The sequence below is a fragment of the Pseudomonas sp. FSO-7 genome (assembly GCF_059579345.1).
The window spans coordinates 1866664-1880202 of the sequence record NZ_CM184193.1; the positions used below are offsets into that span (position 1 = coordinate 1866664).

The window sequence follows — 13539 nt, forward strand, 5'->3', positions numbered from 1 at the left end:
AGCCTGTTTCGGCCGGGAGGAACGATCCGAATGAGAGTCTGGGCAGTCGCCAATCAAAAAGGTGGTGTGGGCAAGACCACATCTTCCATCGCTTTAGCCGGGTTGCTGGCCGAGGCGGGCAAGCGCGTGGTCATCGTCGATCTGGACCCCCATGGCTCGATGACCAGCTATTTCGGCTACGATCCCGATAGCCTGGAGCACAGCAACTTCGACCTGTTCCTGCACAAGGGCGTCGTGCCCGAGGGGTTGCCGGGGCAATTGTTGTTGTCCACCAGCGACGAGCGGATTTCCCTGTTGCCGTCGAGCACCGCCCTGGCCACCCTGGAACGACAGTCGCCCGGGCAGAGTGGCCTGGGCCTGGTGATCGCCAAGAGTCTGGCGCAGCTGTGGCAGGATTTCGATTATGCGATCATCGACAGCCCGCCGTTGCTGGGGTTGCTGATGGTCAATGCCTTGGCCGCCAGCCAGCAATTGGTGATTCCCGTGCAGACCGAGCATTTAGCCGTCAAGGGCCTGGAGCGCATGGTCAATACCCTGGCGATGGTCAATCGCTCGCGCAAACAGACACTGGCCTTCAACATCGTGCCGACGCTGTTTGACCGTCGCACCCAGGCGTCCCTGGGGACCCTGCGTGTGTTGCGGGACATGTACCCGGAGGACATCTGGCAAGGCTATATCCCCGTCGACACCCGCCTGCGGGATGCCAGCCGCGCCGGTGTGACTCCTTCGCAATTCGATGGCAAGAGCCGTGGCGTGCTGGCCTACCGAGCACTACTCAAGCATCTGCTGGCCCAACAGCTTGTTCCGCAGCAGGTGGCTTAAGGTGACGAGGCTTTCCATTGGCAGTGTGTTCGCTTGCGAACGCTCAAGTCCTGCCGCATTCATGCCGATAACCTCTTCAAGTGGCGCACTGTTCCCATGAGCCGCCCAATAAAGACAACCTCGCGTCCGCAAATGGCACTGCAGTCCTACCTGGATGGGCTGTTGCAGGAAGCGACCGAAGAATTGCCACCGCCGCCAAGCGTGATCGAGGCGTTGCCCGAACACGTAGAAGCCGAGGGTGTGCTGGATGAGTTTCAAGCGGCCGTGCTCGAAGAGCAGGCCCGTGACGCACAGAAATCAGTGGTGGCCGCGGCGGTTGAAGCTCCGTTCATCAAGCCTCAACTGGCGGTAATGGAAGCGCCTGCGCCGATCCTGGCACCGGTCTCGACCGTTGCCCCGTTGCTGCAGGGCCTGGTGACGCCGGTGGTGGAAGTCCACTTGCCGCCGAGCAACCCACCGCCACCGGTGCCGGGCGACGACCGTCCGGCCTGGGCTGCCGAGCCGTTCGAGTGCTTGTTGTTCGATGTGGCCGGGTTGACCCTGGCGGTGCCGCTGGTCTGCCTGGGTTCGATTTATTCCCTGGCCGGGCAGGAACTGACGCCGCTGTTCGGCCAGCCGGAATGGTTCCTCGGGATCCTGCCGAGCCAGGCGGGCAACCTGAAGGTACTGGATACGGCGCGCTGGGTGATGCCGGACCGTTATCGCGATGATTTTCGCCAGGGCCTGCAATACGTGATTTCGGTGCAAGGTTATGAGTGGGGGTTGGCGGTGCACCAGGTCAGCCGTTCGCTGCGCCTGGACCCGAACGAGATCAAGTGGCGCAGCCATCGAGGGCAACGGCCATGGCTGGCCGGTACGGTGATCGAGCACATGTGCGCCTTGCTGGACGTTTCCGAGCTGGCGGAGTTGATCGCCAGCGGCGGGGCAAAACACCTGGGCGGCAGCAAGAAGCCGGTCCAGAAACCGAAATAAGACAACCGGTGGCGCACAGCGTCGCCGGACAGAGTACATGCCGCCACAGGCGGTTTTTCGAGGGGTCAGGGTATGAATGATAAGGCGTCGTCTCAAAAGGGTTCTGAAGATCCGATTCTGCAATGGGTGACCTTCAAGCTCGATAACGAAACCTACGGCATCAACGTGATGCGCGTTCAGGAAGTGCTGCGCTATACCGAGATCGCTCCGGTACCGGGTGCACCCAGCTACGTGCTGGGCATCATCAACCTGCGTGGCAACGTGGTCACCGTGATCGATACCCGTCAGCGCTTCGGCCTGATGAACGCCGAGATCAGCGACAACACCCGGATCGTCATCATCGAAGCCGACAAGCAAGTGGTTGGCATCATGGTCGACAGCGTCGCCGAAGTGGTTTACCTGCGCCAGTCGGAAATCGAGACGGCGCCGAACGTGGGGAACGAAGAGTCCGCCAAGTTCATTCAAGGCGTGTGCAACAAGAATAACGAGTTGCTGATTCTGGTTGAACTGGACAAGATGATGAGCGAAGAAGAGTGGTCGGAACTGGAGAGTATCTGATTGATTCTTGAGGTAGCAGTCATTGTCCTGTTCCTTTTCTGGGCAGGCACGCTGGCGATGTTTTTGGCGTACATACGTGGCCAGCGGCAGATCGCCGCTCAGCAGGCCCAGGGCGATGCGCTGCGCGACCAGCGCATCAAGGACCTGGCCAAGCGCGTCGACGATTACCAGAACGGCACTGTGCGCATGGGCGAAGCACTCCATGAGCTGCGTGCCGTGGTCGCGCCGTTGCCGGACAAACTTGCCCAGTTGGAACAGCGCGACCCCTCCAGCCTGTCCTTCGCCCAGGCCGCCCGCCTGGTGGGCATGGGCGCCAGCGTCGACGAACTGACCCAAGCCTGCGGCCTGACCCAGGCCGAGGCGGAGTTGATGAGCAAGCTGCATAAGGGCGGCTGATCGCGTTCACCACCGATCCAAATTGTGGGAGCGAGCTTGCTCGCGATAGCGGAGTGTCAGTCGATACCAATGTTGGCTGACAGGTCCCTATCGCGAGCAAGCTCGCTCCCACAGGTTTTTCAGGTGTTCACACTGATCGTTCCAGCCACATATAACCCCTGTGGCGAGGGAGCTTGCTCCCGCTGGCCTGCGCAGCAGGCCCCGGCATTCCTCCAGGCAGACCGTATTGCTCGGTTTTGCGGCTGCTGCGCAGCCGAGCGGGAGCAAGCTCCCTCGCCACGATTGCCCGCGCTTTGCCGCAGAGATCCCATGTGGGAGCGAGCTTGCTCGCGATAGCGGAGTGTCAGTCGATACCAATGTTGGCTGACAGGTCCCCATCGCGAGCAAGCTCGCTCCCACAGGTTTTTCAGGTGTTCACACTGATCGTTCCAGCCACATATAACCCCTGTGGCGAGGGAGCTTGCTCGCGCTGGCCTGCGCAGCAGGCCCCGGCATTCCTCCAGGCAGACCGTATCGCCCGGTTTTGCGGCTGCTGCGCAGCCGAGCGGGAGCAAGCTCCCTCGCCACGATTGCCCGCGCTTTGCCGTAGAGGTCCCATGTGGGAGCGAGCTTGCTCGCGATAGCGGTGTATCAGTCGATATAAATGTCGGCTGACAGGGCCCCATCGCGAGCAAGCTCGCTCCCACAGGTTTTTCAGGTGTTCACACTGATCGTTCCAGCCACATATAACTCCTGTGGCGAGGGAGCTTGCTCGCGCTGGCCTGCGCAGCAGGCCCCGGCATTCCTCCAGGCAGACCGTATCGCTCGGTTTTGCGGCTGCTGCGCAGCCGAGCGGGAGCAAGCTCCCTCGCCACGATTGCCCGCGCTTTGCCGCAGAGATCCCCTGTGGGAGCGAGCTTGCTCGCGATAGCGGTGTATCAGTCGATATAAATGTCGGCTGACAGGGCCCCATCGCGAGCAAGCTCGCTCCCACAGGTTTTTCTGGCGTTCACACACTGATCGTTCCAGCCAACACACCGCTCTTGTGGCTGTGATCAGTAATCATCGCCGCGGTCGGTCACATCCTTTTCGACACTCGGCGCATTCGGGTCGTGGCCCTGGGGGAACTTGCCCTTGAGGTTCCAGGCGAACGCGATGATCTCGGCAATCGTGCGGTACAGCTCTTCCGGGATGCTGTCCCCCAATTCCATCCGTGCCAGCAGTTTCACCAGCTCGGCATTTTCATAGATCGGTACTTCACTGTCCCGGGCGATCCGCAGGATTTCCTCGGCCAGGGCGTCGTCGCCCTTGGCGGTGAGGGTCGGGGCATGGTGGCCGTCGTACTTGAGGGCGATGGCCTGGCGGGGTTCGGTGTGGGTTGTCATGCGGTTTCGTCCACCCAGCGTTGTTCCAGGCGAGTCTTGGGGCCTTGGGGCGGGGTGCCGAGGTGGCAGTCCAGGTCGCCGACGTTCAGGCCGCAGGTCACCAGGCGCTCGCGCAGTGCTGTCAGGTTGCTTTCGATCAGGCTCGCGGTGTACGGCCGTTCCGCCCACAATTGGCTGGACAGGCTGCCGCTGAGCAACTGGGCTTGAATCTGCAGCGGGCCGAGCGGTTCCATGTCAAACGCCAGCTCGACCCGCCAGAGCTGCTGTTTCGGCTCGCGTTCCTCTCGGCGTCCGTCGGGTTGTTCCCGGGGCGGGGTTTCCTCGCGCTGGAACTTGATCTGCAGCGGCACGATGTCCTGCAGGTTGCGCATCGGGATCTCCAACTGCCAGGTGCTCATCAGCCGACCGTCGTCGGTCAGGCCGGTCTGTTCCAGGCTCGACAACTGATGGCTTTGCAGGCGCGACACGGCAGCGGCAGCCAGGCGCAGAAGGTGCTCCAGATCGCCTTCTTCGTCCTGTTCTTTCAGCTGACGCGAGGGCAGCGGAAAGCTGGTGGGTTGCGGCTTGGCGCTGACCTGGCCGAGCATCCCCAGGGCGCTGCGCACGAAACTCGGCAGGACCTGGGCCAGCGTATTGGCGGCAATGATGGCGCTGAGGTTGGTGGCGGCGGGCAGGGCCGGTGTCAGTTGGGCAATCAGTTTCAGCAGGTCGCCTTTCATGTCCGGCGCCAGGCTCGGTGGCTGTCCGGCGAGCAGTTTGCTTTCCAGGAACACACCGCTGGCGACCATGGCCTGGGCCAGGCCCTTGGGCGTGCTCAGTTGCTGGACATCCGGCAGGCCAGCCAGCAAGCGAGTCACCGCGGCACGCAGCTCGGCGCCGGTGTCATCGGTGACCGGCAGGTTTTGCAGGGCGGTGACCAGGCTGTCCAGCGAGCCCTGACGGCTCACTTGCGTGACCAGTTGCTGGCTCACCGCCAGTTGCTCTTGGCGGTTGCTCAGGGGCACGAATTTCAGCGTCTGGGCGTCTTGCACCTTGGCGCTCAAGAGCGTGCCGATGCGCAGCGGTTGGGGGCTGTCGATGTCCAGGGTACTGCCGGCCTGGGCGGTGTTGAGCAGGCTCACCAACGACCGATAGACCGCCGGCTGTCCGGGCAATGACGGCAACGCCTGGCTGGTCAACACCTTGCCTTGCAGCAACGTGCCGACCGGCATCTGCGCCGTGTCGATGCGCGTCAAGGTGGCAACGCTGGAGGCAACGGCCTGTTGCACGGCAATCGTCAGGTTGCTGGGAGACGGTTGGGTCACGGCCAGGCTGGTGCCTTGGGGCAATGGCTGGGTGCTGGTGGCTTGCACGGTGGTCTGGCGGCCGCTCTCCAGGGTGACCTTGAGCAACAGCTGGAAAGTCTGGTCGGCCTGCTTGAGCGACAGCACTTCGGCCTGGGCGGTCTGGCCGGGGCCGATCAGCCCTGCGGCCGGTGCCAGCAATTTGAGCAGCTCGCCCGTCACCGCTGGCATACGCGTCGTTGCCGTGGCCTGGGGCAGCGGCAGGATGTTGATGTCGCCTGTCATCTGCGGCTTTACCTTGGGGAAATAAGCTCTCTTGAGAGTAGGTTAGGGCATGTATAATGCCGCCGGTCTTTCAGGGAGTGGCGAAAACCTTGCAATTGTTTGACGCAGCTCTGTGGAACAGGCCGTCAAAGCATCTATGCTGCACCTCTTTAACGGCCGCTGCACCGCCGACTTGAACCGTATAAGGCCCGCGATCCCTTGACCAGTCCTCTCTTGCAAACCGTTGGCCTCGCCTGTGAGCGAGACTTGCGGCTGCTTTTCGAACATCTCGAATTGAGACTCTCGCCTGGCGATATGGTGCAGATCAGTGGCCCCAACGGCAGCGGCAAGACCAGCCTGCTGCGCCTGCTCGCCGGGTTGATGCAGCCCACCGCAGGCCAAGTGCTGCTCAAGGGTCAGCCCTTGCACAGCCAGCGCGGCGAACTGGCCCGTAACCTGCTCTGGATCGGCCATGCCGCCGGGATCAAGGACTTGCTCACCCCCGAAGAAAATCTCAGTTGGCTCTGCGCGTTGCATCGGCCCGCCGAGCGCGAGGCGATCTGGCAGGCGTTGGCGGCGGTCGGGCTGCGCGGCTTTGAGGATGTGCCGAGCCACACCTTGTCCGCCGGGCAGCAGCGCCGAGTGGCCCTGGCCCGGTTGTACCTGGACAGCCCGCCGCTGTGGATCCTCGACGAGCCGTTCACCGCCCTGGACAAGCAGGGCGTCGCGCAGCTCGAGGAACACCTAGCCCGGCATTGCGAAAACGGTGGCATGGTGCTGTTGACCACCCACCACACGCTGGCGCGGATGCCGTCCGGTTATCGCAACATCGATCTGGGGAACTGGGCCGTATGAGTGTGTTTGGCCTGTTGCTTGCCCGCGAGGCGCGTCTGCTCTTTCGTCGTCCGGCCGAATTGGCCAATCCGCTGGTGTTCTTCGCGATCGTCATCGCGCTGTTCCCGTTGGCGGTCGGTCCGGAGACTCAATTGTTGCAAACCTTGTCTCCGGGGCTGGTCTGGGTGGCCGCGCTTTTATCGGTCCTGCTCTCGCTGGACGGGCTCTTCCGCAGTGATTTCGAAGACGGTTCACTGGAACAGTGGGTCCTTTCGTCGCACCCTCTGGCCCTTCTGGTTTTGGCCAAGGTACTGGCACACTGGGTTTTTTCCGGGCTGGCACTGGTGCTGCTCTCGCCGCTGCTGGCGATGATGCTGGGCTTGCCCGCCGCGTGCATGCCGGTGCTGCTGGTGTCGCTGCTGCTGGGCACGCCGGTGTTGAGCCTGCTCGGTGCGGTGGGCGCGGCGTTGACGGTGGGCTTGAAGCGCGGTGGCCTGTTGCTGGCGCTGCTGATCCTGCCCTTGTATATCCCGGTGCTGATCCTGGGCAGTGGTGCCTTGCAAGCGGCGTTGCAAGGCATGCCCGCGACCGGTTATCTGCTGTGGCTTGGGAGCCTGACCGCCCTGGCGATAACCCTGACACCCTTTGCAATAGCCGCTGGCCTGAAGATCAGCGTCGGCGAATAATAATGAGGCCTGGTCAAGAATTGACCACTTCTGCGGAAGTTAAGGCAGACCTGGCGGCTCGTGTTAACGAGCCGCAACCGTGATGGAAACTGCAATGAACTGGACCTGGTTTCATAAGCTCGGCTCACCCAAGTGGTTCTACGGCATCAGCGGCAAGATGCTGCCCTGGTTGAGCGTCGCCGCCCTGTTGCTGATCGGCACCGGCCTGGTCTGGGGCCTGGCTTTCGCGCCGCCGGATTACCAGCAGGGCAACAGCTTCCGCATCATCTATATCCATGTGCCCACGGCGATGCTGGCCCAGTCGGTCTACGTGATGTTGGCGATCTGCGGCGTGGTCGGGCTGGTGTGGAAGATGAAGCTGGCCGACGTGGCCCTGCAATGCGCCGCGCCCATCGGCGCCTGGATGACCGCCGTGGCGCTGGTCACCGGCGCCATCTGGGGCAAGCCGACCTGGGGTTCGTGGTGGGTCTGGGATGCGCGACTGACGTCGATGCTGATCCTGCTGTTCCTGTACTTCGGTCTTATTGCGCTGGGCAACGCCATCAGCAATCGTGACAGTGCCGCCAAAGCCTGCGCGGTGCTGGCGATTGTCGGCGTGATCAACATCCCGATCATCAAGTACTCGGTGGAGTGGTGGAACACCCTGCACCAGGGCGCGACGTTCACACTGACCGAAAAACCGGCGATGCCCGTCGAAATGTGGCTGCCGCTGTTGCTGACAGTGCTGGGCTTCTACTGCTTCTTCGGCGCGGTGCTGTTGCTGCGCATGCGCCTGGAAGTGCTCAAGCGCGAAGCCCGGGCCAGTTGGGTGAAGGCCGAAGTACAGAACAGCCTGGAGGCCGCTCGATGAGTTTCGCTTCATTCGGCGATTTCCTCGCCATGGGCCATCATGGCCTGTATGTCTGGTCAGCCTATGGCATTTGCCTGGTGGTGCTGGCCCTCAACGTGGCGGTGCCGATCCTGGCCCGCAAGCGGTATCTGCAACAAGAGGCGCGTCGTCTGCGCCGGGAGAACGGTCAGTGAATCCGCTGCGCAAAAAACGTCTTGTCATCATTCTGGCGATCCTGGTGGGTGTCGGTGCCGCAGTCGGCCTGGCCCTGAGCGCCTTGCAGCAAAACATCAACCTGTTCTACACCCCGACCCAGATCGCCAATGGCGAAGCGCCGAAAGACACGCGCATCCGTGCCGGCGGCATGGTGGAGCAGGGCTCGCTGGTGCGTTCCGGGGATTCGCTGGACGTGAAATTCAATGTCACCGACTTCAACAAGACCGTGACAATCACCTATCGCGGCATCCTCCCGGACCTGTTCCGCGAAGGGCAGGGCATCGTCGCCCTGGGCAAGCTCAACGCCGATGGCGTGGTGGTGGCCGACGAAGTGTTGGCCAAGCACGACGAAAAATACATGCCGCCGGAAGTGACCAAGGCCCTGAAAGACAGCGGCCAGTCGGCGCCCGCTCCCGTGAAGGAGGGCTGATCGATGACGGCTGGCATCTTTATTCCCGAGTTGGGCCACCTGGCGATGATCCTGGCCCTGTGTTTCTCCCTGGTACAGGCCGTGGTGCCCTTGCTCGGAGCCTGGCGCGGCGACCGCTTGTGGATGAGCCTGGCCCAGCCGGCGGCGTGGGGGCAGTTTGCTTTTATGCTGTTCGCCTTCGGTTGCCTGACCTATGCGTTCATGGCCGACGACTTTTCCGTGGAGTACGTCGCCAGCAACTCCAACAGCGCCTTGCCCTGGTACTACAAGTTCAGCGCCGTGTGGGGCGCCCACGAAGGCTCGCTGTTGCTTTGGGCGTTGATCCTCGCCGGCTGGACTTTCGCGGTGTCGGTGTTTTCCCGACAACTGCCCCAGGTGATGCTGGCCCGGGTGCTGGCGGTGATGGGCATGATCAGCACCGGTTTCCTGCTGTTCCTGATCGTCACGTCCAACCCGTTCAAGCGCATCCTGCCGCAGATGCCGCTGGATGGCCGCGACCTCAACCCGTTGTTGCAGGACATCGGCCTGATCGTTCACCCGCCGATGCTCTACATGGGCTACGTCGGTTTTTCCGTGGCCTTCTCCTTCGCCATCGCCGCGTTGCTCGGGGGTCGCCTCGATGCCGCATGGGCGCGCTGGTCGCGTCCGTGGACCATCGTCGCCTGGGCCTTCCTCGGTATCGGCATCACTCTCGGTTCGTGGTGGGCCTACTACGAACTCGGTTGGGGCGGCTGGTGGTTCTGGGATCCGGTGGAAAACGCCTCGTTCATGCCCTGGTTGGTGGGCACGGCACTGATCCACTCCCTGGCCGTCACGGAAAAGCGCGGAGTGTTCAAGAGCTGGACCGTGCTGCTGGCCATCGCGGCGTTCTCCCTGAGCCTGCTGGGGACGTTCCTGGTGCGTTCCGGCGTGCTGACCTCGGTGCATGCCTTCGCCTCGGACCCTGAGCGTGGCGTGTTCATCCTGATGTTCCTGCTGTTCGTCGTCGGCGGTTCGCTGACGCTGTTCGCCCTGCGTGCGCCGGTGGTCAAGAGCCAGGTCGGCTTCAACCTCTGGTCACGGGAAACCCTGTTGCTGGGCAACAACCTGGTGCTGGTGGTGGCCGCGTCGATGATCCTGCTGGGGACGTTGTACCCGCTGGTGCTCGATGCGCTGTCCGGCGCCAAGCTGTCGGTTGGCCCGCCGTATTTCAACGCGTTGTTCATCCCGCTGATGGCGATCCTGATGGTGGTGATGGCGATCGGTATGCTGGTGCGCTGGAAAGACACCCCGGTCAAGTGGCTGCTGGGCATGTTGACCCCGGTGCTGCTGGGCACGGCCGCTCTGGCCGTGGTGGCCGGCGTAGCCTATGGCGACTTCAACTGGGCGGTGCTGGCGACGTTCGTGCTGGCGGCCTGGGTGTTGCTCGCCGGTGTCCGGGATATCTTTGACAAGACCCGCCACAAAGGCCTGATCAAAGGCCTGCCGACCCTGACCCGCAGTTACTGGGGCATGCAGATCGCCCACCTGGGCATCGCCGTCTGCGCCCTGGGCGTGGTGCTGTCCAGCCAGAACAGCGCCGAACGCGACCTGCGCCTGGCGCCGGGCGAGTCCATGGACTTGGGGGGCTACCAGTTCGTGTTCGAGGGCGCCAAACATTTCGAGGGGCCGAACTTCACGTCCGACAAAGGCACCGTGCGGGTCATTCGCAACGGTCAGGAAATCACCGTGCTGCATCCGGAAAAACGCCTCTACACCGTGCAGAACTCGGTCATGACCGAAGCCGGGATCGATGCCGGTTTTACCCGCGATCTCTACGTGGCGCTGGGCGAGTCCCTGGGCGACGGTGCGTGGGCGGTGCGGGTCCACGTCAAGCCGTTCGTGCGCTGGATCTGGTTCGGTGGCTTGCTCACCGGCCTGGGTGGGGTACTGGCGGCGCTGGATCGGCGTTATCGGGTCAAGGTGAAAAGCCGGGTGCGTGAGGCCCTGGGCGTGACGGGAGCCACTGCATGAAACGTTGGTTGATGGTGTTGCCGCTGGCGCTGTTTCTGTTGATGGCGGTGTTTTTGTACCGGGGGCTGTATTTGAATCCGAGTGAATTGCCCTCGGCGATGATCGGCAAGCCGTTCCCGGAGTTTTCCCTGCCCTCGGTGCAAGGTGACAAGACCCTGACCCGCGCCGACCTGCTGGGCAAGCCGGCGCTGGTCAACGTGTGGGGCACCTGGTGCATCTCCTGCCGGGTCGAACACCCGGTGCTGAACAAGCTGGCCCAGAACGGCGTGGTGATCTACGGCGTCAATTACAAGGACGTCAACGCCGACGCCTTGAAGTGGCTGGCCGAGTTCCACAATCCGTATCAATTGGACATTCGTGACGAAGACGGCTCCCTGGGCCTGAACCTGGGCGTCTACGGCGCGCCGGAAACCTTCTTCATCGATGCCAAGGGCGTGATCCGCGACAAGTTCATCGGTGTGATCGACGAACAGGTCTGGCGCGAGAAACTGGCCGCCAAGTACCAGGCCCTGGTGGACGAGGCCAAGCCATGAAGCGCTGGTTAGCCGCCGCCATCCTCGGTTTGAGCCTGGTCGGTGTGGCCCAGGCCGCCATCGACACCTACGAATTCGCCAACGAGGGCGAGCGCGAGCGGTTTCGCGAACTGACCAAGGAACTGCGCTGCCCCAAGTGCCAGAACCAGGACATCGCCGACTCCAACGCGCCGATTGCCGCCGACTTGCGCAAGGAAATCTTTCGCATGCTCGGCGAAGGCAAGGACAACCAGCAGATCATCGACTTCATGGTCGATCGCTATGGTGAGTTCGTGCGCTACAACCCCGCTCTGTCCTCCAAGACCGCGCTGCTCTGGTTCGGCCCTGCCGGGCTGTTGCTCGGTGGTTTCGTGCTCATCGCGGTGATCGTGCGTCGGCGCCGGGTTCAGCGCACGGCCGCCCCGGACACGCTTTCTGTCGAAGAGCGCCAGCGCCTCGACCAACTGTTGGATAAAACCAAGCATGATTGATTTCTGGCTCGCCGCAGGTCTGCTTCTTCTGATTGCCCTGAGTTTTCTGTTGATCCCTGTTCTACGTGGCCGTCGCGCTCAACGCGAGGAGGACCGGACCGCGCTCAACGTGGCGCTGTATCAGGAGCGCGTGGCCGAGTTGCAGGCCGAGCGGGAGGAGGGCGTGCTCAACGCCGCGCAACTGGACACCGGTCGTGCCGAAGCCGCCCGTGAACTGCTCGCCGACACCGAGGGCGCCGATGCGCCGCGCGAGTCCCGGCTGGGCAAGCCGTTGCCACTGCTCGCCGCTGTGCTGGTGCCGGTGTTGGGCCTGGCGCTGTACCTGCATTTCGGTGCCAGTGACAAGGTCGAACTGACCCGTGAATTCGCTCAGGCGCCGCAGTCGATGGAAGAGATGACCCTGCGCCTGGAACGCGCGGTGGCGGCGCAGCCGGATAATGCCGAGGGCTTGTATTTCCTTGGGCGTACCTACATGGCTCAGGATCGACCGACGGACGCGGCGAAGATCTTCGAGCGTACCGTGGCCGTCGCCGGTCGCCAGCCGGAACTGTTGGGCCAGTGGGCCCAGGCGCAGTATTTCGCCGATGGCAAGAAATGGTCGGATAAAGTCCAGGCCTTGACCGACGAAGCGCTCAAGCTCGATCCGAAGGAAGTGACCAGCCTCGGCCTGTTGGGCATCGCTGCGTTTGAAGGCGAGCGTTATCAGGATGCGATCGACTACTGGGGGCGCCTGCTGGCGCAACTGCCCGAAGGCGACAAATCCCGCGAGGCGCTGCAGGGCGGCATTACCCGTGCCACCGAGAAGCTGCAAGCCAGCGGCGGCAAAGTCGCCCAGGCCCCGGCGGCCAAGACCGGGGCCTTGCTCAAGGTCCGCGTCGACCTCGCGCCGGCTCTCAAGGCCAAGGTGCAGCCGGGCGACAGCGTGTTCATCTTCGCCCGTGCCGTTTCCGGCCCACCGGCGCCCTTGGCCGCCAAACGCCTGACGGTGGCCGATCTGCCGGCCACGGTAGAACTGGGCGACGCGGACGCCATGATGCCGCAGTTGAAACTGTCGAACTTCCCCGAAGTCCAACTGATGGCGCGCATCTCCCGGGCCGGCCAGCCGACCGCGGGTGAGTGGATCGGCCGCAGCCAGCCGCTGGCGAGCAGCACCACGGCGCAACAACAATTGACCATCGACAGCCCGGACAAATAACAGGAATTCGTACCATGACCGCCATCGCTCGTATCACCCTGCTCACGCTCGTCATGGGCCTGAGCGCTTGTGCGGTCCAGCGTCCGCCGGAGCCTTCGGCGCCGCTGCCACCCATTCCACCGTCGACCCCAACGACCAAACCGGCCCCGTCCACGCCTCCAGGCAAGCCGGCCATCCCGAACAAACCGGCCAAGCCGCTGCCGCGCACTTCCGCCAGCTTCGCCCCGCCACCGGGCGGTAACAGCCATTGGGACGCCAAGCTGGGGGTCTATGTGCTGGACAACCAGACGAACACGTTCTATCGCCAGCGGACCTATTACCGCTGGAACAACGGTTGGAGCCGTTCCGTCAGCCCGAATGGACCATGGGAAGACACCACCATCGAAGGCGTGCCGGCAGGCTTGGGGCGGCAATTCCACTAAGCACCGTGCAACCTTTGTGGCGAGGGAGCTTGCTCCCGCTGGGCTGCGAAGCAGCCCCAACCCAGTCACCGCGGTCCATCAAGCATATTTCGCTATCCGGGTTTACGACTGCTTCGCAGCCGAGCGGGAGCAAGCTCCCTCGCCACAATAGTGTTCGGCTCAACTTCATCAACCGGCCGGGCTTTTTTGTGTTTCCGGATATTCTTTGAACGAAATTTTCACCAAATCTTGCGGACAATCCCCCGCGCTCATATCGCCGCCGGTTATTTAATG

16 protein-coding genes are annotated in these 13539 nt (G+C 63.0%); 14 read left to right on the forward strand and 2 right to left on the reverse strand.

The window, feature by feature from the left end; translation table 11 throughout:
- The first annotated feature begins 30 nt into the window (after positions 1-30).
- From AC515T_RS08220 to AC515T_RS08235, 4 genes are all read left to right on the forward strand, one after another.
- On the forward strand, positions 31-822 hold the full coding sequence (locus tag AC515T_RS08220) for a ParA family protein (protein WP_496532095.1): 792 nt from the start codon (positions 31-33) through the stop codon (positions 820-822).
- Positions 823-918: 96 nt separating this feature from the next.
- Positions 919-1794: a CheW domain-containing protein gene (locus tag AC515T_RS08225; protein WP_496532096.1), complete on the forward strand. Its 876-nt coding sequence runs from the start codon at positions 919-921 to the stop codon at positions 1792-1794.
- A gap of 72 nt (positions 1795-1866) precedes the next feature.
- The gene (locus AC515T_RS08230) at positions 1867-2352 is read left to right on the forward strand and encodes a chemotaxis protein CheW (RefSeq protein ID WP_003199144.1); all 486 of its coding nucleotides are present in this window, start codon (positions 1867-1869) and stop codon (positions 2350-2352) included.
- Positions 2353-2748 carry a DUF2802 domain-containing protein gene (locus tag AC515T_RS08235; RefSeq protein WP_003183966.1) on the forward strand — a complete coding sequence of 132 codons (396 nt, stop codon included), beginning with the start codon at positions 2353-2355 and terminating at the stop codon, positions 2746-2748. It abuts the gene before it with no gap.
- Between the two features lie 1034 nt (positions 2749-3782).
- On the opposite strand, the gene AC515T_RS08240 is transcribed toward AC515T_RS08235, so the two are convergent.
- Together AC515T_RS08240 and fliK are read right to left on the reverse strand one after the other, a co-directional pair.
- On the reverse strand, positions 3783-4112 hold the full coding sequence (locus tag AC515T_RS08240; RefSeq protein WP_122568993.1) for an EscU/YscU/HrcU family type III secretion system export apparatus switch protein: 330 nt from the start codon (positions 4110-4112) through the stop codon (positions 3783-3785).
- On the reverse strand, positions 4109-5680 hold the full coding sequence (fliK, locus tag AC515T_RS08245; RefSeq protein WP_496532097.1) for a flagellar hook-length control protein FliK: 1572 nt from the start codon (positions 5678-5680) through the stop codon (positions 4109-4111). Before fliK ends, AC515T_RS08240 begins: the two co-directional genes overlap by 4 nt.
- Positions 5681-5878: 198 nt before the next feature.
- Here fliK and ccmA point away from each other — a divergent pair, with 198 nt between their 5' ends.
- The 10 genes from ccmA to AC515T_RS08295 all read left to right on the forward strand — a co-directional run bounded on the left by ccmA (position 5879) and on the right by AC515T_RS08295 (position 13266).
- Positions 5879-6514 (forward strand): cytochrome c biogenesis heme-transporting ATPase CcmA, encoded by a 636-nt coding sequence (gene ccmA / locus AC515T_RS08250; protein ID WP_496532098.1) that lies wholly within the window; start codon positions 5879-5881, stop codon positions 6512-6514.
- Entirely contained in the window at positions 6511-7179 is a 669-nt protein-coding gene (gene ccmB / locus AC515T_RS08255) for a heme exporter protein CcmB (RefSeq protein WP_003183957.1), read from the forward strand. Before ccmA ends, ccmB begins: the two co-directional genes overlap by 4 nt.
- A gap of 94 nt (positions 7180-7273) precedes the next feature.
- A complete protein-coding gene (locus AC515T_RS08260) occupies positions 7274-8029 on the forward strand; it encodes a heme ABC transporter permease (protein ID WP_496532099.1) in 756 nt (251 codons plus the stop codon).
- Complete coding sequence (gene ccmD / locus AC515T_RS08265; RefSeq protein ID WP_003199159.1) at positions 8026-8202, forward strand: heme exporter protein CcmD; 177 nt, start codon at positions 8026-8028, stop codon at positions 8200-8202. Before AC515T_RS08260 ends, ccmD begins: the two co-directional genes overlap by 4 nt.
- Positions 8199-8654: a cytochrome c maturation protein CcmE gene (ccmE, locus tag AC515T_RS08270; RefSeq protein ID WP_039593064.1), complete on the forward strand. Its 456-nt coding sequence runs from the start codon at positions 8199-8201 to the stop codon at positions 8652-8654. The genes ccmD and ccmE overlap by 4 nt, the downstream gene beginning before the upstream one ends.
- 3 nt (positions 8655-8657) lie before the next feature.
- Complete coding sequence (locus tag AC515T_RS08275) at positions 8658-10646, forward strand: heme lyase CcmF/NrfE family subunit (RefSeq protein ID WP_496532100.1); 1989 nt, start codon at positions 8658-8660, stop codon at positions 10644-10646.
- Positions 10643-11179 carry a DsbE family thiol:disulfide interchange protein gene (locus AC515T_RS08280; protein WP_496532101.1) on the forward strand — a complete coding sequence of 179 codons (537 nt, stop codon included), beginning with the start codon at positions 10643-10645 and terminating at the stop codon, positions 11177-11179. Before AC515T_RS08275 ends, AC515T_RS08280 begins: the two co-directional genes overlap by 4 nt.
- On the forward strand, positions 11176-11649 hold the full coding sequence (locus AC515T_RS08285) for a cytochrome c-type biogenesis protein (RefSeq protein ID WP_496532102.1): 474 nt from the start codon (positions 11176-11178) through the stop codon (positions 11647-11649). Before AC515T_RS08280 ends, AC515T_RS08285 begins: the two co-directional genes overlap by 4 nt.
- Complete coding sequence (gene ccmI, locus AC515T_RS08290) at positions 11642-12844, forward strand: c-type cytochrome biogenesis protein CcmI (protein ID WP_496532103.1); 1203 nt, start codon at positions 11642-11644, stop codon at positions 12842-12844. Before AC515T_RS08285 ends, ccmI begins: the two co-directional genes overlap by 8 nt.
- Positions 12845-12858: 14 nt before the next feature.
- Positions 12859-13266 (forward strand): hypothetical protein, encoded by a 408-nt coding sequence (locus tag AC515T_RS08295; protein ID WP_354336149.1) that lies wholly within the window; start codon positions 12859-12861, stop codon positions 13264-13266.
- Positions 13267-13539 lie beyond the last annotated feature (273 nt).

Coding starts and splice junctions, on each gene's coding strand:
- AC515T_RS08220 (WP_496532095.1), top strand. CDS start 31: ATGAGAGTCTGGGCAGTCGCCAATCAAAAAGGTGGTGTGGGCAAGACC.
- AC515T_RS08225 (WP_496532096.1), top strand. CDS start 919: ATGAGCCGCCCAATAAAGACAACCTCGCGTCCGCAAATGGCACTGCAG.
- AC515T_RS08230 (WP_003199144.1), top strand. CDS start 1,867: ATGAATGATAAGGCGTCGTCTCAAAAGGGTTCTGAAGATCCGATTCTG.
- AC515T_RS08240 (WP_122568993.1), bottom strand. CDS start 4,112: ATGACAACCCACACCGAACCCCGCCAGGCCATCGCCCTCAAGTACGAC.
- fliK (WP_496532097.1), bottom strand. CDS start 5,680: ATGACAGGCGACATCAACATCCTGCCGCTGCCCCAGGCCACGGCAACG.
- ccmB (WP_003183957.1), top strand. CDS start 6,511: ATGAGTGTGTTTGGCCTGTTGCTTGCCCGCGAGGCGCGTCTGCTCTTT.
- AC515T_RS08260 (WP_496532099.1), top strand. CDS start 7,274: ATGAACTGGACCTGGTTTCATAAGCTCGGCTCACCCAAGTGGTTCTAC.
- ccmD (WP_003199159.1), top strand. CDS start 8,026: ATGAGTTTCGCTTCATTCGGCGATTTCCTCGCCATGGGCCATCATGGC.
- AC515T_RS08275 (WP_496532100.1), top strand. CDS start 8,658: ATGACGGCTGGCATCTTTATTCCCGAGTTGGGCCACCTGGCGATGATC.
- AC515T_RS08280 (WP_496532101.1), top strand. CDS start 10,643: ATGAAACGTTGGTTGATGGTGTTGCCGCTGGCGCTGTTTCTGTTGATG.
- AC515T_RS08285 (WP_496532102.1), top strand. CDS start 11,176: ATGAAGCGCTGGTTAGCCGCCGCCATCCTCGGTTTGAGCCTGGTCGGT.
- ccmI (WP_496532103.1), top strand. CDS start 11,642: ATGATTGATTTCTGGCTCGCCGCAGGTCTGCTTCTTCTGATTGCCCTG.
- AC515T_RS08295 (WP_354336149.1), top strand. CDS start 12,859: ATGACCGCCATCGCTCGTATCACCCTGCTCACGCTCGTCATGGGCCTG.